23 protein-coding genes are annotated in these 23,491 nt (G+C 50.6%); 9 read left to right on the top strand and 14 right to left on the bottom strand.

Annotated features, from left to right (window positions below; translation table 11 throughout):
• Positions 1 to 5: 5 nt before the first annotated feature.
• Positions 6 to 701: a helix-turn-helix transcriptional regulator gene (locus tag JSN25_RS17540; RefSeq protein WP_160955569.1), complete on the top strand. Its 696-nt coding sequence runs from the start codon at positions 6 to 8 to the stop codon at positions 699 to 701.
• 49 nt (positions 702 to 750) lie between these two features.
• On the opposite strand, the gene JSN25_RS17535 is transcribed toward JSN25_RS17540, so the two are convergent.
• From JSN25_RS17535 to JSN25_RS17505, 7 genes are all read right to left on the bottom strand, one after another.
• Positions 751 to 2,025, bottom strand: a complete 1,275-nt coding sequence (locus JSN25_RS17535; RefSeq protein WP_038641196.1) for a Glu/Leu/Phe/Val family dehydrogenase — start codon at positions 2,023 to 2,025, stop codon at positions 751 to 753.
• A 322-nt stretch (positions 2,026 to 2,347) separates the two neighbouring features.
• Complete coding sequence (locus JSN25_RS17530; protein ID WP_204525189.1) at positions 2,348 to 3,316, bottom strand: Csu type fimbrial protein; 969 nt, start codon at positions 3,314 to 3,316, stop codon at positions 2,348 to 2,350.
• A gap of 13 nt (positions 3,317 to 3,329) precedes the next feature.
• Complete coding sequence (locus JSN25_RS17525) at positions 3,330 to 5,615, bottom strand: fimbria/pilus outer membrane usher protein (RefSeq protein WP_204525188.1); 2,286 nt, start codon at positions 5,613 to 5,615, stop codon at positions 3,330 to 3,332.
• Positions 5,616 to 5,670: 55 nt separating this feature from the next.
• The gene (locus tag JSN25_RS17520; protein WP_199965863.1) at positions 5,671 to 6,393 is read right to left on the bottom strand and encodes a fimbrial biogenesis chaperone; all 723 of its coding nucleotides are present in this window, start codon (positions 6,391 to 6,393) and stop codon (positions 5,671 to 5,673) included.
• Positions 6,394 to 6,407: 14 nt separating this feature from the next.
• A complete protein-coding gene (locus JSN25_RS17515; protein ID WP_038641187.1) occupies positions 6,408 to 6,938 on the bottom strand; it encodes a Csu type fimbrial protein in 531 nt (176 codons plus the stop codon).
• 309 nt (positions 6,939 to 7,247) lie between these two features.
• Positions 7,248 to 7,979, bottom strand: coding sequence for a MerR family transcriptional regulator (locus tag JSN25_RS17510; RefSeq protein ID WP_038641185.1), 732 nt, complete (start codon positions 7,977 to 7,979; stop codon positions 7,248 to 7,250).
• 222 nt (positions 7,980 to 8,201) lie between these two features.
• Positions 8,202 to 9,413 (bottom strand): diguanylate phosphodiesterase, encoded by a 1,212-nt coding sequence (locus JSN25_RS17505; protein WP_204525187.1) that lies wholly within the window; start codon positions 9,411 to 9,413, stop codon positions 8,202 to 8,204.
• 318 nt (positions 9,414 to 9,731) lie between these two features.
• Between JSN25_RS17505 and ycgZ the strand changes: the two genes are divergently transcribed.
• The 5 genes from ycgZ (at position 9,732) to JSN25_RS17480 (ending at position 11,505) form a co-directional block, all read left to right on the top strand.
• Positions 9,732 to 9,968 (top strand): regulatory protein YcgZ, encoded by a 237-nt coding sequence (gene ycgZ / locus JSN25_RS17500; protein ID WP_038641180.1) that lies wholly within the window; start codon positions 9,732 to 9,734, stop codon positions 9,966 to 9,968.
• A 45-nt stretch (positions 9,969 to 10,013) separates the two neighbouring features.
• Positions 10,014 to 10,286, top strand: a complete 273-nt coding sequence (locus tag JSN25_RS17495) for a hypothetical protein (protein WP_038641178.1) — start codon at positions 10,014 to 10,016, stop codon at positions 10,284 to 10,286.
• Positions 10,287 to 10,320: 34 nt separating this feature from the next.
• Positions 10,321 to 10,587, top strand: a complete 267-nt coding sequence (locus JSN25_RS17490; RefSeq protein WP_038641176.1) for a biofilm/acid-resistance regulator YmgB/AriR — start codon at positions 10,321 to 10,323, stop codon at positions 10,585 to 10,587.
• A gap of 122 nt (positions 10,588 to 10,709) precedes the next feature.
• Positions 10,710 to 11,003 carry a hypothetical protein gene (locus tag JSN25_RS17485; RefSeq protein WP_204525186.1) on the top strand — a complete coding sequence of 98 codons (294 nt, stop codon included), beginning with the start codon at positions 10,710 to 10,712 and terminating at the stop codon, positions 11,001 to 11,003.
• On the top strand, positions 10,954 to 11,505 hold the full coding sequence (locus JSN25_RS17480; RefSeq protein WP_204525185.1) for a LuxR C-terminal-related transcriptional regulator: 552 nt from the start codon (positions 10,954 to 10,956) through the stop codon (positions 11,503 to 11,505). The genes JSN25_RS17485 and JSN25_RS17480 overlap by 50 nt, the downstream gene beginning before the upstream one ends.
• An 86-nt stretch (positions 11,506 to 11,591) precedes the next feature.
• On the opposite strand, the gene ychF is transcribed toward JSN25_RS17480, so the two are convergent.
• Together ychF and pth are read right to left on the bottom strand one after the other, a co-directional pair.
• On the bottom strand, positions 11,592 to 12,686 hold the full coding sequence (ychF, locus tag JSN25_RS17475; RefSeq protein WP_038641169.1) for a redox-regulated ATPase YchF: 1,095 nt from the start codon (positions 12,684 to 12,686) through the stop codon (positions 11,592 to 11,594).
• Positions 12,687 to 12,801: 115 nt separating this feature from the next.
• Positions 12,802 to 13,386, bottom strand: a complete 585-nt coding sequence (pth, locus tag JSN25_RS17470; RefSeq protein ID WP_038641167.1) for an aminoacyl-tRNA hydrolase — start codon at positions 13,384 to 13,386, stop codon at positions 12,802 to 12,804.
• Between the two features lie 274 nt (positions 13,387 to 13,660).
• On the opposite strand from pth, the gene ychH reads away from it, so the two are divergent.
• Positions 13,661 to 13,942, top strand: coding sequence for a stress-induced protein YchH (gene ychH, locus JSN25_RS17465; RefSeq protein ID WP_003833480.1), 282 nt, complete (start codon positions 13,661 to 13,663; stop codon positions 13,940 to 13,942).
• 121 nt (positions 13,943 to 14,063) lie between these two features.
• Here the strand turns inward: ychH and lysC are convergent, their stop codons facing one another.
• On the bottom strand, positions 14,064 to 15,425 hold the full coding sequence (gene lysC, locus JSN25_RS17460; protein ID WP_204525184.1) for a lysine-sensitive aspartokinase 3: 1,362 nt from the start codon (positions 15,423 to 15,425) through the stop codon (positions 14,064 to 14,066).
• Positions 15,426 to 16,036: 611 nt separating this feature from the next.
• On the opposite strand from lysC, the gene JSN25_RS17455 reads away from it, so the two are divergent.
• Both JSN25_RS17455 and JSN25_RS17450 read left to right on the top strand, forming a co-directional pair.
• Positions 16,037 to 17,422, top strand: coding sequence for a diaminobutyrate--2-oxoglutarate transaminase (locus JSN25_RS17455; RefSeq protein WP_204525183.1), 1,386 nt, complete (start codon positions 16,037 to 16,039; stop codon positions 17,420 to 17,422).
• Positions 17,423 to 17,437: 15 nt separating this feature from the next.
• Entirely contained in the window at positions 17,438 to 18,901 is a 1,464-nt protein-coding gene (locus JSN25_RS17450; RefSeq protein ID WP_038641161.1) for a pyridoxal phosphate-dependent decarboxylase family protein, read from the top strand.
• Positions 18,902 to 18,978: 77 nt separating this feature from the next.
• Here JSN25_RS17450 and dauA read toward each other — a convergent pair whose 3' ends face one another.
• The 4 genes from dauA to lolB form a co-directional block, all read right to left on the bottom strand.
• A complete protein-coding gene (gene dauA / locus JSN25_RS17445) occupies positions 18,979 to 20,661 on the bottom strand; it encodes a C4-dicarboxylic acid transporter DauA (RefSeq protein ID WP_204525182.1) in 1,683 nt (560 codons plus the stop codon).
• Positions 20,662 to 20,785: 124 nt separating this feature from the next.
• Positions 20,786 to 21,733, bottom strand: coding sequence for a ribose-phosphate diphosphokinase (prs, locus tag JSN25_RS17440; RefSeq protein ID WP_001518537.1), 948 nt, complete (start codon positions 21,731 to 21,733; stop codon positions 20,786 to 20,788).
• A gap of 265 nt (positions 21,734 to 21,998) precedes the next feature.
• Complete coding sequence (ispE, locus tag JSN25_RS17435; RefSeq protein ID WP_204525181.1) at positions 21,999 to 22,850, bottom strand: 4-(cytidine 5'-diphospho)-2-C-methyl-D-erythritol kinase; 852 nt, start codon at positions 22,848 to 22,850, stop codon at positions 21,999 to 22,001.
• Entirely contained in the window at positions 22,847 to 23,470 is a 624-nt protein-coding gene (gene lolB / locus JSN25_RS17430; protein WP_003020792.1) for a lipoprotein insertase outer membrane protein LolB, read from the bottom strand. The genes ispE and lolB overlap by 4 nt, the downstream gene beginning before the upstream one ends.
• Positions 23,471 to 23,491: the final 21 nt, after the last annotated feature.

The raw sequence follows: 23,491 nt of genomic DNA, 5'->3' as shown, positions 1-23,491 counted from the left end.
CCTTAATGAACATCAGCATCCGCTGTGATGACAATATGTATAAATTGGGATTGATCGCATTACTAAGAAAAATATTTTCACTGGAAATGGCCCAGCAAACTCTGAGCATTCAGAATTTTGAATCTAAAAATAGGGCAACTGATGATGTGATGATTTTAATGCTCAGCCCCGGTGAACATTATCTTTGCCATTCAGAATTCTTTACCCGATCTCCAGGGCTTATTGTGGGTTTAATTGACAGGGAGCATATTCCTGCGCGTGGCGAAGTGCCTTCATGTATCAACCATATTGTTTTTATTCCTCACGATACTCCGACCAGTCAAATGGGGACGGTGATTAAACATCACTGGTCCTTAGCGAAAAATGCAAATTTAACCAATAAGGGGCGCTCTTGCTTAGGTTGCCCACATAAAACATTCACAGCGCAGCAGCATCAGTTAATTCGTTTATTATTGTCAGGGCTCACGTCAAAGCAAATTGGTTTGCATATGCATATTTGTCAGAAAACGGTGCTGGCACACCGTCGAGCCTTAATGAACAAATTTAGGTTGAGGTCGGATTGCGAATTATTACAATTCCTCATCGCTGCACAGGAAAAGAGGGTTTTCAGCGCAGAGAAACCCGCAGCGAGTGAAGAAACAATAGCTCGGCCAGTTGCACCTGGTGCAGAATTGTACATGATCCCGGTGAGCTGCAGATAGAAAGCCACCTGCTTCGCAAGTGGCTTATGCTCAAGGTTACTTAGGGGGCTTAGCCCGGATAAATTCCGCGATCTTTACGTGCCAGCAAAATACGCTCACAGGCGACAATATAGGCGGCGGTACGCAGAGAGCAGGATTTCTCAGCGGCCTTTTCCCACACGTGTACCATCGCATCGGTCATGATTTTATCCATGCGTTGGTTGATCTCTTCTTCGCTCCAGAAGAAGCTTGCCATGTCCTGAACCCATTCGAAGTAGCTGACGGTAACGCCGCCGGCGTTACAAACTACGTCAGGAACAACCACAATACCGCGGCTTGCCAGAACGTCGTCGGCATCCGGATAGGTTGGACCGTTGGCGCCTTCGAGTATCAGTTTACAGGTCAGCGTTTCAGCGCGGTGACGGGTGATCTGACCTTCGAGCGCGGCAGGGATCAGAATGTCCATCTCCAGGCTCCAGAAAGCCTCGCTGGCGATGGTTTCAGCCCCCGGGAAACCAGCAATCTGTTTGTGCTCCAGTTGCCAGGCTGACAGCGCGGACATGTCGATGCCGGTAGCGTTAAACAGCGTCGCGGTGTGATCCTGAATAGCGACTACGCGTGCGCCAGCTGCCGCGAAAAGACGGGCGGCTTCACTGCCGACGTTACCAAAACCTTGCACCGCGACGCGAGCGCCTTCAACGTCGATATTGGCACGACGAGCCACTTCCAGACCGCTGACAAAAACGCCGCGACCGGTGGCTTTATCGCGGCCTAACGAGCCGCCGAGGTGAATAGGTTTACCGGTGACCACGCTGGTCACGGTGGTGCCGTGGTTCATGGAATAGGTATCCATCATCCAGGCCATCACTTTACCGTTTGTACCCACATCCGGCGCAGGGATGTCTTTCTGTGGTCCAATAATAATGCCGATTTCGCTGGTATAACGACGGGTCAAACGCTCCAGTTCGCCTTCAGACAGTGAGAACGGATCGACGCGCACACCACCTTTGGCACCGCCGTACGGCAGATTCAATGCTGCGCATTTGATGGTCATCCATGCGGACAGGGCCATCACTTCATTAAGATCAACATCAGGATGAAAACGCACACCGCCTTTGCCCGGACCGCGGGAAAGGTTATGTTGCACGCGATACCCTTCAAAATGACGGATAGTCCCGTCATCCATTTGTACCGGGATATCGACAATCAACGCGCGTTTTGGGTGACGCAGGGTATCCACCCAATGGGAAAGTTCGCCCAGGTAAGGGGCCACACGCTCGATTTGTTGCAGGTAGGTATTCCAGGCAGATGTGCTGCTATCTGAAGCGTAAGATAACTTATCCATGATAAACCTTAGTTATAAAAGTAATATGTTCTTAATTTGGCCGTGGTATACAGTGAATCTCACCATATACACCTAAATTTAACATTTTTTTCAAAGGACGGCCTGCTTGCCCTGCTCGGTTTATCTGTATTATTAGTGTGGGCTTTAGATATTCTGTGAATAGTTATCCTTTCAATGTGGTGTTTATTGAAAATATTTGCTTTTTAAGTGGGTTAATATGCATTGGTTGTGAAATTCATAATTTGTCAGATTTATGACGCACCTCTAAAAGTAAACAATATGATAATAAAATGTGTTTTCCTTATTGCTTTTTAGCGGGGCGTCAATAGGTAACGACGACGGTAACGGTATCGGCATAGTTGTCGGGTGTGTAGTTCGCGCTGGGAACGGTGGCGTAAACCGGGTACGCCGTGGTTGTACCCGTGCCGTTACCCGCGACGGTATTGAGCGCTGTATTGCCCCAGACCGTACCGGAAGGTCCTGGCGTTGAGCTAAGCTGGTAGGGGACTTTATCGGCATTCGTCCCCGTCCCGGTCATTTGACCGCTACCCGCCGTATTCCCATTGGAGGGTTGCAAGCCGATGGTGTAAGGGGTGTTATTAGAGCATGCGACGCCCACGGTATTTGAAGCCGTCAGATTACGCCCGGTGGCCTTGGTTGGCGTAAAGCTGATATTAGTCGCCGAGGTGATGTTGCATTGTTTGCTGACAGCCGCTGATACGGTGAAAGGAAACCTGGCGGCAACGGTATCGCCACAGGTGGTGGGCGGGAAAAGCAGGCCGGGATTGAGCGTGACAAACGCTGTCGCCGTCGTATAGCTATCCTGATAGTTTCCTGGGACAGCTGCGGTTTGCGGGGTGACGATCTGGGCAGAGACCGTTAGTGAACCAGTGACAGGCGTGAGATTGAGCAAGTTAAGTTGCACCATCGGAAACGTGGTCCCCGTCTGGTATTGGCTACTCCAGACATTCGTGCCATTGGCACCCTGATACAGTTGATAGGTCAACGTTCTGGCCGGGTCGCCGCTTAACGACATATTTCGGGGTGTCACCTGACCACTGACGGCCGAGGCGCCAATATTAAAACACAGATTGATCCCCGCCAGCGTGTCACCAAGCTCTTTGGTACAGGTGTAGCTGAACGTCATTGTTGACGTAGTCCCGGTGGCTGACAGCGGATTTACCGGGCCAAAATTGATGGGTTGGACATTGCTCACCGAACAGGTCACCGCAGGGCTAATCGCCGGATAAAAGAGCACGGCAGCGATGAGTAATAGCTGTCTTAACCTCATGAGCGTACTCCTGTTATTGTGGCCGGCAAACCAACGGGCCTATTTGTACAATCCCTTTCGCTGAGGCGGGATAGTCAAATTGCACGCGACATCTCCCCATCTCCGTATCGACGCGGAGCGTATTGTGGTGCTCCAGAGTGTCGAACCAGGTCATGCCGTCAAAGCCAACGACTGACGATTGTCCTGCTCCGCTGGTGGCGTACGCCATACTCCCCTCCGGGATTGGTTTCCCCTGGTCGTCCACGAGGATAACCTGCGCGGCGCGTATGGGAGTGATGCCGAAGCTAACCAGCGTACCGGAACGGTCCGCAGGCGTTGCATTTGTTTCAACGCGGGCGATCCGCATGTTGGCGGGGAGATCCATCGGGTCAATACTGATCAAATTGTTTTGATAACTGTTCAGTGGGGTGACCAGCAGCAGACCCTGGTCGTCGCTACGACCGATCAGGTTATTTTGCAATTTGATCGGCACATCGGGCACACCGTCAGTTGATACCACGGCAAAACCATTATTGATTTCTCGCGCTGCAAACACGCCGCCTCCCATGGTCACCAGCGATCCGGTGGCACCCGCATAGCCGTAATGGTTATCCGGTAAACGGCTGAGTCCCACATAGGCTTTGCCGTAACGCCCCAGGTATCCTACTTCACCCTGACCACTTTGCCGGGAACTCTGCTGACTGGCTGCCAGATTCCACCCCCAGCCGCCGTCAGCAGGTGGCGTCCGGCTGGCATTGAACTGGTAGCCGGTTTCATCGTTGGTGCGTTGTATGGTGCTACTGGCGCTTAGGTTATTTTCAGTCGTTATCGTCACCATCAGATAGAGGCTGCGATCGCGGTTATCATCAATATTCTGGTTGAACCCGGCATTGAGTGAAATGTTATCCGTGATGGTTTTAAACCAACTGGCGTTGGCATAACGCACCGCGTTTTCGTGCGGATAACGAAACTGCAGGTAGCTCAGGCTAACGTTACCGGCTGTTTCCAGCGAATAGCCAATTACCGTGTTGCTGCTGAGCGTGGGCGGCGGCTCGCCATAATGAGTGGCAACGTCACGATAATCGCCCGATGTTGCGGTGGTACTGGTACTGAAATTAAAGCGTTCGCCGGACCAACGATAACCAAAACTGTACAGAAATCCGCTTGTTCCTGAGTCGGTACTTGCGGCCAGGGCGGTAGAAAATGTCCCGCTACGGGTCCCTGGGATCCAGTCGTTACCGAATCCCGTATTGATAAGTCCATCGCTGGCTTCAGCATGAGTACCTGCCGTGAACGTGTTGCTGAATCCGCGACGCCATGTCCCACTTAACACTGGCGCGCTGGCATACTCAAATGAGGAGTAACCATAATTTTTGCGTACCGTGCCTAACTCTGCTGACCAGGCCGTTAATCCTTCCCGTAAAAGCTGTTGGTCATTGTAGAACGAAAAGTTTTGCACACTCGTTCTGCCCAGCGCATCCGTCATCATCACCTGGCCCGTCCCCGCGCCGCTGATATTGGGCATGGTGTTGATCTGGAAACTCCCTGCAGGGACTTCTCCGTTGTAGTACCTGACGCCGTCGACATACAGTTCCACGTTTGAGGGTAGCGTCGCTGAGCCCAGGTATGCGGGGAGCGGGGTAGTTGGCATATAAGGCTGCAATCCAAAATCGCTTCCTATCTGAATACCGCCGATGCGGGTTGGTCGTGACCAGATGAGTGAACTTGTCAGGGTATCGCCAATGGTCACTGCTAACATGGTTTCGGGAAATGACGATCGCCAACTGGTATCAAGACGCGCAAAGCTGTTATCTGCATATTCCTCGTTGGAGTATTGCGTCAACTGGGTTGTACTTAGCACACCTGAAGCATTAAAAGCGCGTAGTTCGCTAAAGGTATTCACTGCGCTTTCATCTCCCTGCTGGGCGTATATATCGTAATTAAGCAGCGCCCCGCGTGATGTTGTCACCGACGGGGCAGGCGTTACAGGCGAGTTAAGCTGAGTGATAGCAAGGTCGAGTGAACTTAATGGCGCGGTGAGCGAGAGCGTTTGCAACTGAACGTTGTAGTCAACGGTTAGCTGGGGGATATCGTTCAGGCAGACAGGGTCAATGGCGTCTGGCGCAAAGCGGAAACCCATTTGTCGCAGAGTGTCTGTGCCTGCATAGAGCTTTCCACTGTCATAGCCAAAATGTACCAGCCCGACGGGATTTCCGTTCAGGGTGACATCGAGATAGAGATCGATACCCGCGAGTCGGCGTGCGTCATTAATAACATTCTTTTCATTCAGATTATTATTCAGCGTTTGTGCACAAACCATTCCCGATATTAATACTCCATTGAGAAAGCAAAACCTCACCAGAAACCAGGATCTCTTACAGATCTTGTACTGTTTTTTGGCCATTGATTGTTACTTCAACTTTCCCGCCGTAATGTGTATCACTGGACGACGGAGAGACTACCCAGCGCATTGTGGAACCTGGAAGAACATAACCTAACAGTCCCGGCGTAATAACTTTCTTAGTGCCGTTAGGGGTTATATAGGTTGCAGCAGATAATTGTGCATGCCCATTTCCCTTATTACTGACTTCAATAAATTTTTTGCCATCGAGTTGTTGCAATTTCCATTGTAGTTTTGCTTCTGCTGGTGCTGTTGAGACCGGTTGGATGAAAACGGGCACGGAATAATGCAGTACAAACTGAAGTTTATTTTTTTGTACTTTTGCTGGCGGCAACTCATCAATTGATAACCGATAGGCATCTTCAGTATGTGTCGATGGCGGACCTGTGCGAATAACGCGAATCAACTGGCGTTCTCCGGGGGCTAATGCCAACATCGGTGGGCTAATGACCAGTCCTTGAGAGGGTGAGAGTCTGTCGCTATACGCATTCTGAGTCCAGTGAAAAACCCGAACCTGGGCATTAAGCATATTTTCCCCTGCGTTGCTAAGCCAGATACCATCGGCGTTTTGCGTCGCTTGCAAGGTTAACGTAACGGGGGCTATTTGCAGCCCGCTGGCGGCAGCAAATTTTACACTCACAACCATCCCTAGCAGGCATGCGCAGGCACACTGCTGAACAGGCAGTTTTATTCTCATGTGGTTACCTGAGGCTAGTAATTAACGTTAACTGTTACCGTATCGGCATAGTCGTCAGGAGTGAAGTTGGCGCTCGGAGCGGTGGCATAAACAGTAAACGTCTGCGCCTGGCCGGTGCCCGTCGCCGCCACGCCGTTTCCTTGCGTGGTGTCAGTGGCGGTATTTCCCCACACCGGACCTGTTGCTGATGTTCGGTTCAGTTGATAGGGCACTTTATCCGTATTGGTGGCGGCGTTAGCCACGGAGGACATTGCCCCAGAACCTGTCGTCGTTCCGCCATTGGCGGCTGAAGGTGCCAGACCAATAAAATAGGGGGTAGTCTTTGAACAATTAATGGAAATGGTATTACTTGCACTGGTATTTGTTGCTGTAGAATTGACAGGCAAAAGAGTGATGTTTGAAGCTGAACCGGCGGTAACGGTGCATGCCTTCTGAATCGTCATCAATACCTGAAACGTACCACTGGTCGTCGCTGCATTTGCCACTGAAATAATGGAAAAGGTGCAGCATAAAAGAATCAAGCGTTTGTCCAGGACCAGAGCCATATCTTTAACCTTTTTCAAATAACCACATTTATTACTGTAGAAAAACAATAATGTGGCACAAGAAGATATGATTTAACCCTAGGATAAGTATTAGTCGTCCGCCAGTTGATCTAATAAATTTTACTTAGGAAAAAGGTGATGCCACCTACAAAAAAATAATACCAATGAGTGAGTATGTTTTTTTTTCTGCTACCTGTGCCGCAGGCTCCTGGCAGATAAGATCATCATGCGTACAGCGGTCAGAAGGGGGGGAGAAGAAAGCTTTGAATGGACGTATCAACGCATTCTGTCTTTACGGCGTCCGTCAGCTTAAGGCCCGTGGAAAATAACTTTGTATCCCTGCTCATTCCAGTGTTGCAGCAGTTCATTTTGTCGTCTGGTTGGCGCCGTACCGGTCCAGACGAAAAGCGTTTGCCCGGGGAATAGCTCAGGACGTGGTGTTTCAATAGGCTCTGCAAGAATGGCGATATGCCACCCGGATTGCGATAAGCGCCAGGCCTCAAGCCATAAACGGGTTCTGTCTTCAACATCCCAGGCCATCAGAATGGCATCTTTCCCTGACTTGCGACGCGTTTCTGACAGAAGTACCGCAACATATTCGATCAGCGCGCCGTCAAGCATGCTGTTCATTATGCGAGAGGTATTATGATCAAGTATGAGTCGCTGGCGTACAGGAAGATAGACTCGGTCAATCAACGCATCGACCGGATACGCGCGGCCAAGAGAGAGCATTTTGGCCCGCAGCTTCGGCGGATTGGCCATCCGCAGAATGCTCATCATCTCTTCCTGCAATTGATTCCAGTCATCATCAGTTTCGCGGGTACTGGTTTCCAGTAATGCTTTCACTTTCCCGACAGGCGTACCATTGCTAATCCAACGTTTGATTTCTTCAATACGTTGAATATCCTCTTCATCAAAGAGTCGGTGTCCGCCTTCGCTTCGTTGAGGTTTGAGTAAACCGTAGCGTCGTTGCCATGCCCGAAGGGTTACAGGATTTATCCCGCAACGTTCTGCGACGTCGCCGATGCTGTAATAAGCCATAGTTCCCCCAAACACTCCTGATTCTCCGTCACCGATATGCGGTTCCTGTCACTTTGTACAACATGCATCTAATTGTACAAAACATACAGAGCATTCTAGCAAAATTAAGATTTACTTTACTATCACGCGTGAGAATATTGCTGGCTTTAACCTTAGAAAAGGGGGGAGGTAACAAATGACTTTCATAATCCATTGAATATCAATGATTTATTGTGTGGCTATTTATTTTCTCTCAGGCCATGCCACAGAAGGGGTACCGTTCAGCAAGGCTGCTGCAAATAAGTTACCCTGGAAAAGCTCGATCCCAGCGGATTCAAGCCACATCCATTCTTCGGGTTTTTCAATGCCAACGGCTGAAAGCTGAATCTCAAGTGAAGTACAGCATTTAATGATCGCCTGAATGATAGCCTGTCTTGGGCCACTTTTATGGACATCAGCAATGAGTTCACGGCTTATCTTTATTCTGTCCGGCTGGAAACGAGACAGAAGTAAAAGCCCAGCATAACCCGCGCCAAAATGATCAACTGCCACACAAATCCCTGCCGCTTTAAGTGATTTTACCGCCTGTGCAAAAGCATCAAAGCGGGAGATGACTTCGCTCTCGGTAAATTCCACGATGATTTGTTCAGGGACCAGACCATTTGCGGCTATTTCATGAATCAGAAAGTTAACAGCGTCGGGTCTGTTCACCATCGTCATGGGTAACAGATTGACTGACAACATTTTTTCACCAAGATTCAGAGCGCTGGCCATGGCAAATGCCGTCTTTTTACTTTCCAGATCCGCGGTGTACATCTCTTCCGTGCTTAATTTGTCAAAGTACGCTGCCGGAGTTTCCCCATCTTTACCACGAATAAGCGCTTCCAGAGCGATAACGCGTTGTGACATAGGGTCGATAATTGGTTGAAAGGCAAAGGTGTAGTCGGTATTTGACGCGAGCTCTGCTTCATTAAGGGTTGTACAACTTTTATCGGTGATAAAATCCCAGAAATCGGCAGCAGGGATTTCAAAATAAGTCGATTTTTCCGTTGCCAGTACGAATGTCCGGAAAAACTGCAATGCCCGGTCATCATAGGTGAGCTGGAATTTTGACGTCCCCTGATTCAGTACAGCTTGTAAGACCTCAGCCCGTTCATGTTTTTGTAAATCAAATAACTCCATCCCGACCTTCCCGAACCGGCGAGCAGGAGCATAATCGCACATCAGCTCGACAATATTGTAGTGCCGTGAGTCGTTACAGATACAACGATAAATCTCCTTCACTTGCTCCTCTGGGCCTTCGAGCAGCTGGAAAAAATGCTGACCGTTAAAGAGCAAGATCCCTGTAACATCAGAGCGCCTGTTTTTCAGATTTGCGGCCATCACCATATCCTCAATCGCACAGAGGGGGGCGTCATCACGTAGATGGCTACGGTAAATAATGGTCGTGAGCATGGACAGTCCGGGATTAAGGGGTGAGATGAGGTAAGGACAGTATCAGACAAACGCGGTTATGTCCTGATTTTCAATACATTATTTTAACCATAAATTTACACGTGTAAGGCTATACAGACGCCTTAACCGCTCCCGGGAAACAAAGGCTGTACAGTACCTGGAGGTGTTGTACTTTTTAGTTTCACTCTAATTCATTGAAAAATATCATATAGCACTTTATGTTAAAATTTGCTTTATCTTCGTGTACACATTTTTGGTACAACTTTGCTACTGTTATAAAACTTAATACTCATCAGCATTTTGTTACAGGAGCAACATATGCAGCAGCACAGAGTTCTCACTGATTCCGCAAACGCAATTTCTCGTTACTTTGCAAAAGCGCATCTTCCTACACAGCAGGAAACATTGGGAGAAATCGTCACTGAGATACTAAAAGATGGACGCAACCTGAGCCGAAAGTCACTCTGTGCCAAGCTTTTGAACCGTCTTGAAAAAGCATCTGGTGAGGACGAACAGAAGCATTACAATGCCCTAATCGGCCTGCTCTTCGAATAAAGGGACACCCTAAAACATATAAATGGGGAAAGTAGTGAAGTAGTTATGAAGAAAACTGACCATGAACGCTTGAAACACGAAATTACAGGTTTAGCTGTTATACAGATTTTGCGCATGAACACGGTAATATCATTACCCGCATTGATTAAGCAATTACGTCTTATGAAGGCGAGTGAAGTGGATGCCGGGCGTAGACATCTTATTGACAGCATAATTCATGATTTCACAGATTCTAATCCGGCAAGGATGAACCCCAAACCGGAAAGAACTGTTGATGAGAGTGTATTCAGTGGCAGTAAAAAGCCTAAATTACATTAGAGACCATTTTCCATACTATACAAGCGAGGTGACTATGCTTCAGGAAATGAATGTTCACAGAGCAATTGCAGATAAGGCTTTGTCGAGTTACTTCCGTAATGCCGGTGAGCTATTAGCAGATGAATCCGTTGTATTGGGGCAGGCAGTAACAAATGTGATTTTAGCTGGCGATAATGTTAATAATAAAAACATCATTTTAAGCCTAATAGCTTCACTGGAATCGACAACAGATGTTGTTCAGGCTGATATCATCAGAAAAACACTGGAAATAGTGTTGCGCTATACAGCTGACGACGTCTAATAAAATTATTATATAATCATGAAGCTCCAGCATCCATAGTATGTGCTGAGTATTTGTATACTTTGAATTAAGACTACACATAGCATCTTCTCATTCTTAGACTACATTATTATGGGCTTGATATGATTAATTCAATTCCGGAGAATTATATTTTCCAGTGCGCTTTATACAAGAATTTAGAGCGTAATGTGATGTTAAAAATGGGTTATGTCAGTGATGACGTTCTTGTTCAGGCGCTCAATGCACAGCTGAAGAATGAGAAGAATGCTATATTAACCGATCTTTATATGCAGATTATGAGTCACTTTCAACCAGCTATTCGTTCTGAACCCCGTCAGGTTAATTGTGATTTTTTAGAGGTCATCAATGATGAATACAGTTCAGGAACACACCAGACAAGCACACTTGTGGATTGATGATGTTTTTATCAGGCAAGGTCTGGAGAATATTCTCGCTGATATAGAGTATAAAGATAAGAATGTGCGTCTTGTTTTCTTTACGATCAACTACTTCAACACTGTAAAAAAACAAAACTATGATCTCAGGACGCATCGGCTGGTGCTTCTGATTGATGGTCATCTGTATCAGTACCTCAATGAACTTTCATTCTACAGGCTTCCTGTAGACAGTGGCGTAGCCTCAATCAAAAAATTTATCGCTGAAATTATCAGCATTGATACTGAACACGACCAGCAAGCTGAAATAAATATCGTCCTGACTGAACGGGATAAATACATCTTAACGCAATTAGGGGAAGGGCGGACTATTTCTGAAATTTCTGGCTTGCTGAACCTGCACTTAAAAACGATTTACCTGAGTAGGCAAAATCTGATCAAGAAACTTGGTTGTTCGGGGTTGATTGATTTTCAAGGAATACTGCAAACCCCAATATTCAGGCACTGGCTGGAACATGCCTGAGTAAATTACAGGTGTGGATTTAAAAAAGGCTAAAATGAAAAATCCACGCCGTGGCGTGGATTTTGAAATCTCATTGTTAAACGCGTCTAGACGTTGAACAGGAAGTTCATCACATCGCCATCTTTCACGATGTAATCTTTCCCTTCTGCACGCATCTTACCGGCTTCTTTCGCGCCTTGCTCACCTTTGTAGGTGATGAAGTCTTCAAACGCGATAGTCTGTGCACGGATGAATCCTTTCTCGAAGTCGGTGTGGATTTTACCGGCCGCCTGCGGAGCGGTAGCGCCGACAGGGATGGTCCATGCACGTACTTCTTTCACGCCCGCGGTGAAATAGGTCTGCAGATTCAGCAGCTCATAGCCTGCGCGGATCACGCGGTTCAACCCCGGTTCTTCCAGACCCATCTCGGCCATAAACTCTTCACGGTCGGCGTCGTCCAGCTCTGCGATGTCGGCTTCAACGGCGGCGCAAACAGCTACCACCACGGAACCTTCAGCAGCGGCGATTTCGCGCACCTTGTCGAGGTACGGGTTGTTTTCAAAACCGTCTTCGTTGACGTTGGCGATATACATGGTCGGCTTCAGCGTCAGGAAGCTCAGGTATTTGATGGCCGCTTTATCTTCGTCAGTCAGATTTTTCAGCGCGCGCAGCATGCCAGCGTTTTCCAACTGCGGCAGGCATTTTTCCAGGGCAGCCAGTTCAGCTTTGGCGTCTTTGTCGCCGCCTTTGGCTTTTTTCTGTACGCGATGAATAGCGCGTTCACAGGTATCCAGATCGGACAGCGCCAGTTCGGTATTGATAACATCAATATCGTCAGCCGGATCCACTTTGTTATTAACGTGGATGATGTTGTCGTTCTCAAAGCAGCGCACCACGTGGCCGATAGCTTCGGTTTCGCGGATGTTAGTCAGGAACTGGTTACCCAGACCTTCTCCTTTGGAGGCGCCTTTTACAAGGCCCGCGATATCAACGAATTCCATCGTGGTTGGCAGGATGCGCTGCGGTTTGACGATTTCAGCCAGCTGATCCAGACGCGGATCGGGCATCGGGACAACACCCGTGTTCGGCTCGATAGTACAGAACGGGAAGTTTGCCGCTTCAATACCCGCTTTTGTGAGCGCGTTGAACAGGGTGGATTTGCCTACGTTTGGCAAACCGACGATACCGCATTTGAATCCCATGTTTAAATCACCTTAATCTTTTGATATTCAATCTGTTATGGAAAACAGATTGTAGAAAAGTAAATAACTTCGCCTATTATACACAGCACGCGAGCAAAATGCCGCACATCGCTGCTTATTGCGCTTTAAAGGTATGTAACCGGCTCGTTGCTTTAGTCAGGCCATCTTTGAACAAAATCTCGGTACAACGGACCGCTTCGTCAATCGCTTCATCAATTAACTTCTGTTCAGAAACAGGTGGTTTGCCTAAAACAAACCCGACAACTTTGTTTTTATCGCCCGGATGGCCAATTCCAACGCGTAAACGATGAAAGTTAGGGTTATTGCCTAACTTGCTGATGATGTCCTTCAGGCCATTATGTCCGCCATGACCACCGCCAAGCTTAAATTTCGCCACCCCTGGCGGCAGGTCTAGTTCGTCATGCGCAACCAAAATTTCATCGGGGTTGATGCGATAAAAACTGGCCATCGCGCCGACCGCCTTGCCGCTCAGATTCATAAATGTGGTCGGCACCAGCAGGCGGACATCTTCGCCTTCGAGCGTAACCCTGGAGGTGTAGCCGAAGAATTTCGGCTCATCGCGCAGGGGAGCGCGTAGTCTCTCTGCCAGTAGATCAACATACCAAGCACCGGCGTTATGCCGCGTTGCCGCATATTCTGCGCCGGGGTTTGCCAGACCGACAATCAATTTAATCGTCACGTGTTTTGTCCTGAATGTATCTATAAACGACGTGTAGTTTACTGTCTGGCGCTGCGCTTGACAAAAAACTGCGTGCTTATCCTCGAAAACTGAATAATTGCGAAACTGGACTATTAGAAATTGAGTGTGTTCAGTAGCTTATTTGTAAAGTTTTGTTGCGCGGGTGTTTGTAATTGTGATCGCTCCCGCACTTGCGAACGGCAGTGTTGTCTATACTTTACACATAAGGATTAGGGGTATTCCCTGTAACAACCCAAAGTTCCGGAGGTGACACATGAAACGCAAAAACGCTTCGTTACTCGGTAACGTGCTCATGGCTTTAGGGTTGGTGGTGATGGTGGGTGGCGTTGGTTACTCTATTTTAAACCAACTGCCGCAATTTAATCTGCCACAGTTTTTCGCACATGGTGCCGTGCTCAGTATTTTTGTCGGCGGAGTTCTCTGGTTAGCGGGGGCCAGAGTCGGCGGGCACGAACAAATCAGTGACCGTTACTGGTGGGTACGTCATTATGACAAACGCTGCCGTCGCGGTGATACCAATCATCGTCACAACTAAATAGCCTCTCCGCTGCGAGAGCCACTGTTTGCGGGCAGAGTCCTGGTTGAAAACCAGTCCTCTGCTTGTTCATGTCGTCCTGGATAAATGCGCTTATCTTCGCTGCGCATTTGCAGAGATGTTATTCGAATAATCGATAATGTAACGTCTTAACCGCGCTATCCGCCGCGTCGGCCGGTAACAAAATGCACAGGTTATCGTTTGATGCGCCGTGGCAAATCATGCGTACCGTATGCTCTTCGAGCCAGGCAAAAACGTCTTTGCAAACCCCCGCAGCCTGGGTCAGTTTATTGCCCACCAAAGTGACTAATGCCAGTCCGGTTTCCACTTCCACCCGACAGTGGGAGGACAATGCGGTAAACAATGCCGTGCTCAGAATATGGTCCTCACCCGATGTCGCATGAGTGGCGTCCAGCGCCAGCGCAATACAATTTTCTGATGTTGTGACCAAATCCACTGCCACCGCGTGGTGGGATAAAATGGCAAATACCTGCGCCAGAAAAGCACAGGGCGGTTGTGTGTGCAGACTGTGTAATCGTAATAACGTCTGTTTACGGCGCACGGCGAGTGCCCGATAACGCGGTGGATTATCGGTGGTGTTGTGCACCAGCGTACCACCGGCAGAAGTATCTTTACTTGAGCCAACAAAGACCGGAATTTTTTTCCGCATGGCAGGCAGCAGCGTCGCCGGGTGAAGAACCTTTGCACCGTAGGCGGCCATATCGCTGGCCTCGGAAAATGAGATATGGTCGATCCGTTTGGCCCGTGGTGCAATGCGCGGATCGGTGGTGTAGATCCCGGCAACGTCAGTCCAGATGTCCACACGTGCGGCGTGCAGCGCCTCACCAAGTAGCGTGGCGGTGTAATCACTCCCGCCGCGTCCCAGCGTTGTGGTATGCCCGCCTGCGTCGCGACCAATAAATCCCTGGGTAACCATAATAGCCTGTTCAAGACGCGGGCGCAGATGAGTCTCCACCTGGTAGTGCAGGGTGCTGAGATCCGGTTCAGCGCAGCCGTAGTTCGAGTTGGTACGCATTACGCTGCGGGCGTCAAACCACCCGGCTTCGGCGTGCCGTTCACGTAATACTTCAGTAAACAGCAAAGAGGACATCAGTTCGCCGTGGCTGACTAACTCATCGCTTAGCGCATCGGACGGTGAAACCGTCGCCGCTTCTGCAAGGCGGCGTATGTTGTTGAGAAGATTATCGATTTCCGTGCTGATAACGGACGGCTGCTTCAGGCGGGAAATAATGTTGTATTGGATGGCGCGTAACGTCTCAAGCTTATCTAATTGTTGATGTGTTTCCAGACCTTCAGAAAGCTCGACCAGTAAGTTTGTTACGCCTGCGGAAGCAGACAAAACGACTAAACGGACATCTTGATCAGCAAGAACAATGCTGGCGCTGCGGTTCATCGCATCAAAATCAGCGACGCTGGTGCCGCCAAATTTGGCAACGACGGATGGTGGATAAATGCGAGTCATAACAATCTCATATCAGGGCGCCATAAAAGTATGGCTAGAAAATTTTCATTCTCGGCATAAGGGAACGTACGTTCTCCTTACGAAATGTCCGCCCGCGAACATTTCTGCTGACAACCCAGGGAATACCTGTTGTCGATAACGCGTGTCGCCTGTACGCGTTACCGGGTGCTGCGCATTAGTTCTTTATTTACAGAGCCTGTAAATAAGCGCGCCATACTAAGTGATTTATATTTAGGGATCGACTTTTTTATTCGATTTATCGAAAAATAAGTGAAAAATCATGTCGTAGTGAATAAACGCGTACATTATTAATGGTAAAAACATGTAAAAAAATAATAAAAACATGAAAACCTCATGGTTTTTATAACATCGTATACGTTGCGACTGGCAACAATTTTGTAAAATAAATAGCTATATTTGTTTATGATTTCCTAATGTCAGATGTACTTTATGCTTTGAATTTTAAGGTAAAAATGCTCATTTAAGACGTTGGAAAATAAATGATTGAGTCCTGTGCTAAAACAACATATATTAGCCGCGCTTTTTTACAGGTAATCCTTATAACCATTTATTCAATCAGGCGTTAATCTACACCTGGTTGTAGGAGTGATATGATGACGGATAAAGTCCGTATTGATACTTTTAGTGCTAATTCATTACCGCAGAGCAATGATACCTTTTTAGCAAGACAGGCTGAGTTTGAATCTAATGTCCGCAGCTATCCACGTAAACTGCCATTAGCGATTGCGAAAGCGCAGGGCGTCTGGATTACTGACGTAGAAAATAATCAATATCTTGATTGTCTTGCAGGTGCCGGTACCCTGGCGCTCGGTCACAATCATCCTGAAGTGCTGCAGAGCATTCAAAGTGTCATCACAAGCGGCTTACCGTTACATACGCTTGATCTTACCACGCCGTTAAAAGATGAATTTTCATCTTATTTACTGTCTTTATTACCGGGCCAGGGCAAAGAGTATTGCCTGCAGTTCACCGGGCCGTCCGGCGCCGATGCCGTTGAAGCGGCGCTGAAGCTGGCGAAGAAAGTAACCGGCCGTTCCAGCATTATCAGCTTCTCCGGCGGCTACCACGGGATGACCCACGGCGCGCTGTCCGTAACCGGCAACCTGTCGCCGAAAGAAGCCGTCAGCAACATGATGGCGGAAGTGCAGTTTATGCCGTATCCACATCAGTACCGCTGCCCGCTGGGTATCGGCGGTGAGGCTGGCGTGAAAGCATTAACTTACTACTTCGAAAACCTGATCAACGACGTTGAAAGCGGCGTGCGTAAACCGGCTGCGGTGATCCTTGAAGCCGTGCAGGGCGAAGGCGGCGTGAACCCGGCGCCGGTCGAGTGGTTACAGCGCATCCGTAAAGTCACTCAGGAACACGGCATTCTGCTGATCATCGATGAAGTCCAGGCAGGCTTCGCGCGTACCGGTAAGCTGTTCGCCTTCGAACATGCGGGTATCGAGCCAGACATCATCGTCATGTCCAAAGCGGTGGGCGGCGGTCTGCCACTGGCGGTTCTGGGGATTAAGAAGCAGTTCGATGCGTGGGCTCCGGGCCACCATACCGGTACCTTCCGTGGCAACCAGCTTGCGATGGCGACTGGCCTGACAACGCTGAAGATCCTTAAAGACGACAAGATTGCCGACAAAGTTGCCGCCCAGGGCGAGTGGCTGAAAGGCAAACTGGCTGACCTGCAGAAACGCTACCCGGTGATTGGCCAGGTGCGCGGTCTGGGTCTGATGATCGGTCTGGAAATCGTTAAGCCGAACGAAGCGCAGGATCACATGGGCTGCTACCCGGCCGATGGCGAGCTGTCTGCGCTGCTGCAGAAAAAATGCTTCGAAAACGGGCTGATTCTGGAGCGTGGCGGCCGTAACGGTTGCGTACTGCGCCTGCTGCCATCTCTGCTGATCACTAACGCTGAGCTGGAAGTGTTCCTCGATAAATTCGAAAACGCCCTGCTGGGCGCTGGCGTAAAGCCGGTTTAAACGGAGTTGGATCGAATGTCAGACGTAAACCCGATTCTGTCCGGCTCGGCGCAGAGCATTGCTGCCTACCAGGACGCTATCGAGCAGAGTACGCAAGCGGTCGTTGAATGGTTGAAGCAGCCTGAGATGTATCAGGGCAAAACCGTTGAACAGCTGCGCGAACGTATCAACCTGAATTTTACGTCTCAGGGCCTGGGCAACCAGGCCGCTATTGAGCGTGCGGTTGAATACTTTCTCAAAGACAGCCTGTTGGTGCACCATGCGCAGTGCGTGGCGCACCTGCACTGCCCAAGCCTGGTGATTAGCCAGGCGGCGGAAGTGCTGATCAACGCCACTAACCAGAGCATGGACTCCTGGGACCAAAGCCCGTCGGCCACGATCATTGAGATCAAACTGATCGAATGGCTGCGCGAGCAGGTAGGCTATGCGGCAGGTGATGCGGGCGTGTTCACCAGCGGCGGTACCCAGAGCAATCTGATGGGCCTGATGCTGGCGCGCGACGCGTTCTTTGCTCGCCAGGGGCACTCCATTCAGCAGAATGGCCTGACCGGCGACCTGAGCAAAATCAAAGTGTTTTGCTCTGAAAGCGCGCACTTCTCCGTGCAGAAAAACATGGCGCTGATGGGGCTGGGCTACCGTTCCGTTACTCAGGTGAAGACCGATGCGTTCTCACGCATGGACCTGGCTGACCTGAAAAACAAGCTGGCCCAGGCAAAAGCCAACGGCGAACAGGTGATGGCGATTGTGGCCACGGCCGGGACGACCGATGCGGGCGCTATCGACCCGCTGGTGGATATCGCGGCGCTGGCGGCAGAGCACCAGATCTGGATGCACGTCGATGCGGCATGGGGCGGGGCGTTACTGCTGTCTGAGCAGTATCGTCACTTCCTGAACGGCCTTGAGCTGGCAGACTCCGTGACGCTGGACTTCCACAAGCAGTTCTTCCAGACCATCAGCTGCGGCGCGTTCCTGTTAAAAGACGCGCGTCACTATGAGCTGATGCGTTACCAGGCCGCATACCTGAACTCTGATTTCGATGAAGAGCACGGCGTACCGAACCTGGTGTCGAAGTCGCTGCAGACCACGCGCCGTTTTGACGCGCTGAAGCTGTGGATGGGCCTCGAAGCGCTGGGTAAAAAGCAGTATGCCGAAATTATCGATAACGGCGTCACGCTGGCCCGTGATGTTGCTGAGTTTGTGAAAACCCAGCCGCATCTGGAGCTGGTGATGGAGCCGCAGCTGGCAAGCGTGCTGTTCCGCTTCCGTCCGGCAAGCGACGATATGGCGTTTGTTGCGCTGCTCAACCAGCGCATCGGCGACGTGCTGCTGGCTTCCGGTAGCGCCAACGTCGGCGTCACCGAAGCCGATGGCATCACCTGCCTGAAGCTGACGCTGCTGAACCCGACCGTGTGCCTGGAGGATGTGAAAGTCCTGCTGGCGAGCGTGAAGGCAACGGCTGAGCAACTGCTGAAAGCCTAAGTCATTACGTTGCAATAAAAATGGCTCCCGCGGGAGCCATTTTTTTTACCTGTAGTGCAGGAACAACCCGCGACGGGTTAGATGATGTCTGCGAGTGCAGCATCTTTATTTGGGAAGAAGGCCAGACGTCCTGGAATCGGCTGGATCCCGGCACGCGCCATCGTACGCAGCGGCTGGAACTCGAGGTTTGAGACGCGCAGTTCGCAGCCGTCAGGCAGTTTTTTCACAAAGCGCTGGAAGGCGTCCAGACCACCGGCATCCAGCACCGGGACTGCGTCCCACTTCAATACCACAATGCGTTTACCCGCAATACGCGACTCGAGATCGGTAAATAATCCCTCCGCTGCGGCAAAGAACAGCGGGCCGATGACGCGTAGCACCAGAACATCGCCTGGTACATCAACGTTGACCGGCGCCAGACGCGTCATACGCGCAATACGGCGCATAAACAGCAGAGAGGCGAGAACGATCCCGACGCTGATGGCGATAACCATGTCGAACAGCACCGTCAGCGACATACACATCAGCATGACGATGATGTCGTCTTTTGGCGCATGGCGCAGCAGATCCACCACTTTGTGGGCTTCACTCATGTTCCATGCCACCATCAGCAGCAGTGCGGCCATGGCGGAAAGCGGTAGCCAGGAAAGCAGCGGCGCTAAAACCAATAGCGCTAGGATCACCAGAATCGCGTGGATGACCGCAGAAATGGGTGAGGTTGCCCCGGCGCGGACGTTGGCCGCAGAACGGGCAATTGCCGCCGTGGCGGTGATACCGCCAAAGAACGGCGCGACGATGTTACCCAGCCCCTGACCAATCAGCTCGCTGTTGGCTTTATGCTTGGTGCCGGTCATCCCGTCGAGGACGACGGCGCACAGCAGAGATTCAATCGCCCCCAGCATCGCCATCGAGAAGGCTGCCGGTAACAGCGCCTGTAACGAACTCCAGCTCAGGGTAAAGTTTGACTCCGGCATATTCCACGGTAATACCAGTTGCGGCAGCAACTGCGGGATACCGTTACCCTGTGAGCCGTCAGCCAGAATGTAGTGGAACTGGGAACCGATGGTCGCAACGTGACCACCGGTCAGGTTCACAATTCCCATTACCGCACAGCCTGCCAGCAGTGCAGGAAGGTGGCCCGGTAGTCGGATCCCCAAACGAGGCCAGAAAATCAGGATCCCCAGCGTTACAACGCCAATGGCGGCATCGCCGAAGTTGATGGTCGGCAAGGCCATAAACAGCGCACCAACTTTTTGCAGGTAGTGCTCCGGTACATGGGCCATTTGCAGGCCAAGAAAATCTTTAATCTGCATGGTACCGATGGTGATACCAATACCCGACGTAAAGCCTAACGTAACCGACACGGGAATATATTCGATCAGGCGACCAAAGCGGGCGATGCCGAAAAGGATCAGAAATATCCCGGACATGAGCGTGGCAACCAGCAGGCCTGCCAGCCCAAACTGTTGCGACACCGGATACAGGATCACCACGAAGGCGGCGGTTGGGCCAGAGACGCTAAAACGCGACCCCCCGGTGAGAGCGATAACAATCCCAGCGACGGCGGAGGTATACAGACCGTACTGCGGCGCAACGCCACTGCCTATTGCCAGGGCCATTGCCAGAGGAATGGCAATGATCCCCACGGTTATCCCGGCGATCAGGTCACGGGTAAAGCGAGAAGCGGTATATTTTTCTTTCCAACAAGCGTCGATGAGGGCGCGGAAAGGCATCACATGTGAGGAAAATAATCTGTTCACAATAATGTTTCATCCATGAGCGCATCATCTGTCAACTAAATGGCAGGTGAAGGAGGCAAAAGTCATACAAATAAGTATTACAGATAAAAAAACCCGCCGCAGCGGGTTTTTGAGCCGGGCTCGATTAATGCTCGAACATGGCAGAGATGGATTCTTCGTTGCTGATACGACGAATCGCTTCGGCCAGCATACCCGACAGGGTCAATGTACGCACGTTTGGCAGTGCTTTGATTTCGTCAGTCAGTGGAATAGTGTCACAGACAACGACTTCATCAATCACTGAGTTGCGCAGGTTGTTTGCCGCATTACCTGAGAAGATCGGGTGGGTTGCGTAAGCAAATACGCGTTTTGCACCACGTTCTTTCAGTGCTTCTGCTGCTTTACACAGCGTACCGCCGGTATCGATCATGTCATCAACCAGTACGCAGTCACGACCTGCAACGTCACCAATGATGTGCATCACCTGAGAAACGTTCGCACGCGGACGACGTTTGTCGATGATAGCCATATCGGTATCGTTCAGCAGTTTAGCAATAGCACGGGCACGCACGACGCCACCGATGTCCGGAGAAACCACGATCGGGTTGTCCAGGTTCAGTTGCAGCATGTCTTCTAACAGGATCGGGCTACCGAATACGTTATCAACCGGTACGTCAAAGAAGCCCTGGATCTGTTCAGCATGCAGGTCAACGGTGAGGACGCGGTCAACGCCAACGCTGGACAGGAAATCAGCGACGACTTTAGCGGTAATCGGTACACGAGCGGAACGTACGCGACGATCCTGACGTGCATAGCCGAAGTAAGGAATAACGGCGGTGATACGGCCTGCGGAAGCACGGCGCAGCGCATCAACCATAACGACCAATTCCATCAGGTTGTCGTTAGTAGGGGCACAAGTGGACTGGATGATGAAAATATCACCACCGCGTACATTTTCATTAATTTGTACGCTGACTTCGCCGTCGCTAAAGCGACCTACAGCGGCGTCGCCGAGTGAAGTGTACAGGCGGTTGGCAATACGTTGTGCTAGTTCCGGGGTGGCGTTACCAGCAAAAAGCTTCATATCAGGCACGAGAAGAACCTCAGGCATGCGTCCATTGGTGGAAAGAATCTGCCGAAAACTGTGCGGGCCAGGCAGTATCCTCTCCATGCGGTGTATTAAAGAGCGCGATGCAACGTCTGGAACAGGGTGACGTTGTCACCGCAACTCAGCTTGCCCGGTTTACCCTTCATCCTTCGCGTTTCATGTGCGTTGGCGTTAATTCCTCACACCAGTACATACTGTTGTATGCGCCAGGCGCTCCGTCATCTCGCCATCTTCCTGAAACCCGAATGATTTAGAGTAACGCTCTATGCAAAGGGGAGAGGTTGACGCCTTTCGCCACAAAGCCTTTGAGCCATTCCGGGGCTTGCTCAAGCACCTGGCGAGCACGAGACTCTGTATCAAATTCAGCAAAGACACAGGCCCCTGTACCAGTCAGGCGCGACGGCGCGTATTCTAACAGCCAGGAAAGCGCCGCATCAACCTCGCGAAAACGTTTTCTTGCGATAACCTCGCAATCATTGCCGAATTCACATTTTAGTAACGTTTTTATTGACCTTTTTGGCGTGTTACGCGGGAGGTCAGGATCGTTAAAAATGAGCGGCGTTGGAATACTGACTCCCGGATGAGCGACCAGATACCATTTTTCCTGGGGATTGACCGGCGTCAGAATTTCTCCCACGCCTTCGGCAAAAGCCGCGTGGCCGCGCACGAACACGGGAACATCCGCCCCCAGCGTCAAGCCGATTGCCGCCAGTTCATCAACCGAAAGCCCGCACTGCCAGAGATGATTCAGCGCCACCAGAACGGTGGCCGCATTTGACGAACCGCCGCCCAGGCCGCCACCCATCGGCAGGCGTTTTTCGATACTGATGTCCGCGCCGCTTCCTGCGGGCAGGCGAGCGGTCGCAGACGCCGTCTTCATCAGCAAACGCGCCGCGCGCACGATCAGGTTATCTTCATGCGCAACGCCTTCCACCGGTGTTAAGAGATGAATTTCACCGTCGTGGCGCAGATTGATGCCAATCTCGTCGCCATAATTGAGAAACTGGAATAACGTCTGCAGCGTGTGGTAACCGTCCGCACGCTGCCCGGTAATGTATAAAAACAGATTCAGTTTCGCCGGAGAGGGCCAATGGCTCATCATTTCACAATCCAGTTATCCATTTTCAGCTTAATACGCTGGGAGCCGTCGGACAGCTCCATATTGGCCGGCATCGCAGGCTGCGTTTTGCTGTCGTAGGCGCTATAGACCACTTTCCAGCTTTTACCGTCTTTGCTGTAGTTCACTTCACTCAGACGATATTGGTCGTCGAGCTTGTAATCGGTAGCGTCACCCGGCAGGCCAAGGATCCACTGGCGCAGGCTATTCAACGGAATAGGCATGCCGGTCAGTTTACCAATCATCTCTTCGGCGTCGTCGGCGGTGTAGTGCTTACCTTTGTTATCGACAAGTTCAACGTTGCCCGGCTGCGCATTGAGTTCCAGTTCCGTGCTGCCCAGCGGGTTGGTCAGCAGCAGACGATAGCGATCCTGTCCGGTTTGCTGCCAGAAAAAGCGGGCATACACTTTCTGTTGATCGGAGATATAAGCGAACGCACCGCGCGTCTGATATTGGTTCAGGGCGCGTACTTCCTGCTGGTGCTGGCGCCACTGTGGGGAATCGGGGCTTTTGCCGGGACCTTTCGGCGCGTTGAGGGTACAGGCACTAAGAACCAGGGCTGCAAGGGGCAGCAGGCGAATCAGGCGAAAATCAGGCAGGGTCATAATGATGACAAATCCTTGAGA

Origin of the sequence: Citrobacter cronae, assembly GCF_016893685.1 — a bacterium.
GTDB lineage: Bacteria > Pseudomonadota > Gammaproteobacteria > Enterobacterales > Enterobacteriaceae > Citrobacter > Citrobacter werkmanii.
Note: the sequence above shows the minus strand (reverse complement) of the source record. Positions and strands in the feature narration are given on the sequence as shown.

What these genes read in the sequence shown, in the direction of transcription:
- JSN25_RS17540 (WP_160955569.1), top strand. Translation starts at nt 6, where the DNA reads ATGAACATCAGCATCCGCTGTGATGACAATATGTATAAATTGGGATTG.
- JSN25_RS17510 (WP_038641185.1), bottom strand. Translation starts at nt 7,979, where the DNA reads ATGGCTTATTACAGCATCGGCGACGTCGCAGAACGTTGCGGGATAAAT.
- JSN25_RS17490 (WP_038641176.1), top strand. Translation starts at nt 10,321, where the DNA reads ATGCTTCAGGAAATGAATGTTCACAGAGCAATTGCAGATAAGGCTTTG.
- JSN25_RS17480 (WP_204525185.1), top strand. Translation starts at nt 10,954, where the DNA reads ATGATGAATACAGTTCAGGAACACACCAGACAAGCACACTTGTGGATT.
- lolB (WP_003020792.1), bottom strand. Translation starts at nt 23,470, where the DNA reads ATGACCCTGCCTGATTTTCGCCTGATTCGCCTGCTGCCCCTTGCAGCC.
- ycgZ (WP_038641180.1), top strand. Translation starts at nt 9,732, where the DNA reads ATGCAGCAGCACAGAGTTCTCACTGATTCCGCAAACGCAATTTCTCGT.
- JSN25_RS17485 (WP_204525186.1), top strand. Translation starts at nt 10,710, where the DNA reads ATGATTAATTCAATTCCGGAGAATTATATTTTCCAGTGCGCTTTATAC.
- lysC (WP_204525184.1), bottom strand. Translation starts at nt 15,425, where the DNA reads ATGACTCGCATTTATCCACCATCCGTCGTTGCCAAATTTGGCGGCACC.
- JSN25_RS17450 (WP_038641161.1), top strand. Translation starts at nt 17,438, where the DNA reads ATGTCAGACGTAAACCCGATTCTGTCCGGCTCGGCGCAGAGCATTGCT.
- JSN25_RS17530 (WP_204525189.1), bottom strand. Translation starts at nt 3,316, where the DNA reads ATGAGGTTAAGACAGCTATTACTCATCGCTGCCGTGCTCTTTTATCCG.
- JSN25_RS17505 (WP_204525187.1), bottom strand. Translation starts at nt 9,413, where the DNA reads ATGCTCACGACCATTATTTACCGTAGCCATCTACGTGATGACGCCCCC.
- ychF (WP_038641169.1), bottom strand. Translation starts at nt 12,686, where the DNA reads ATGGGATTCAAATGCGGTATCGTCGGTTTGCCAAACGTAGGCAAATCC.
- JSN25_RS17525 (WP_204525188.1), bottom strand. Translation starts at nt 5,615, where the DNA reads ATGGTTTGTGCACAAACGCTGAATAATAATCTGAATGAAAAGAATGTT.
- JSN25_RS17520 (WP_199965863.1), bottom strand. Translation starts at nt 6,393, where the DNA reads ATGAGAATAAAACTGCCTGTTCAGCAGTGTGCCTGCGCATGCCTGCTA.
- ychH (WP_003833480.1), top strand. Translation starts at nt 13,661, where the DNA reads ATGAAACGCAAAAACGCTTCGTTACTCGGTAACGTGCTCATGGCTTTA.
- ispE (WP_204525181.1), bottom strand. Translation starts at nt 22,850, where the DNA reads ATGATGAGCCATTGGCCCTCTCCGGCGAAACTGAATCTGTTTTTATAC.
- JSN25_RS17515 (WP_038641187.1), bottom strand. Translation starts at nt 6,938, where the DNA reads ATGGCTCTGGTCCTGGACAAACGCTTGATTCTTTTATGCTGCACCTTT.
- JSN25_RS17535 (WP_038641196.1), bottom strand. Translation starts at nt 2,025, where the DNA reads ATGGATAAGTTATCTTACGCTTCAGATAGCAGCACATCTGCCTGGAAT.
- JSN25_RS17455 (WP_204525183.1), top strand. Translation starts at nt 16,037, where the DNA reads ATGATGACGGATAAAGTCCGTATTGATACTTTTAGTGCTAATTCATTA.
- JSN25_RS17495 (WP_038641178.1), top strand. Translation starts at nt 10,014, where the DNA reads ATGAAGAAAACTGACCATGAACGCTTGAAACACGAAATTACAGGTTTA.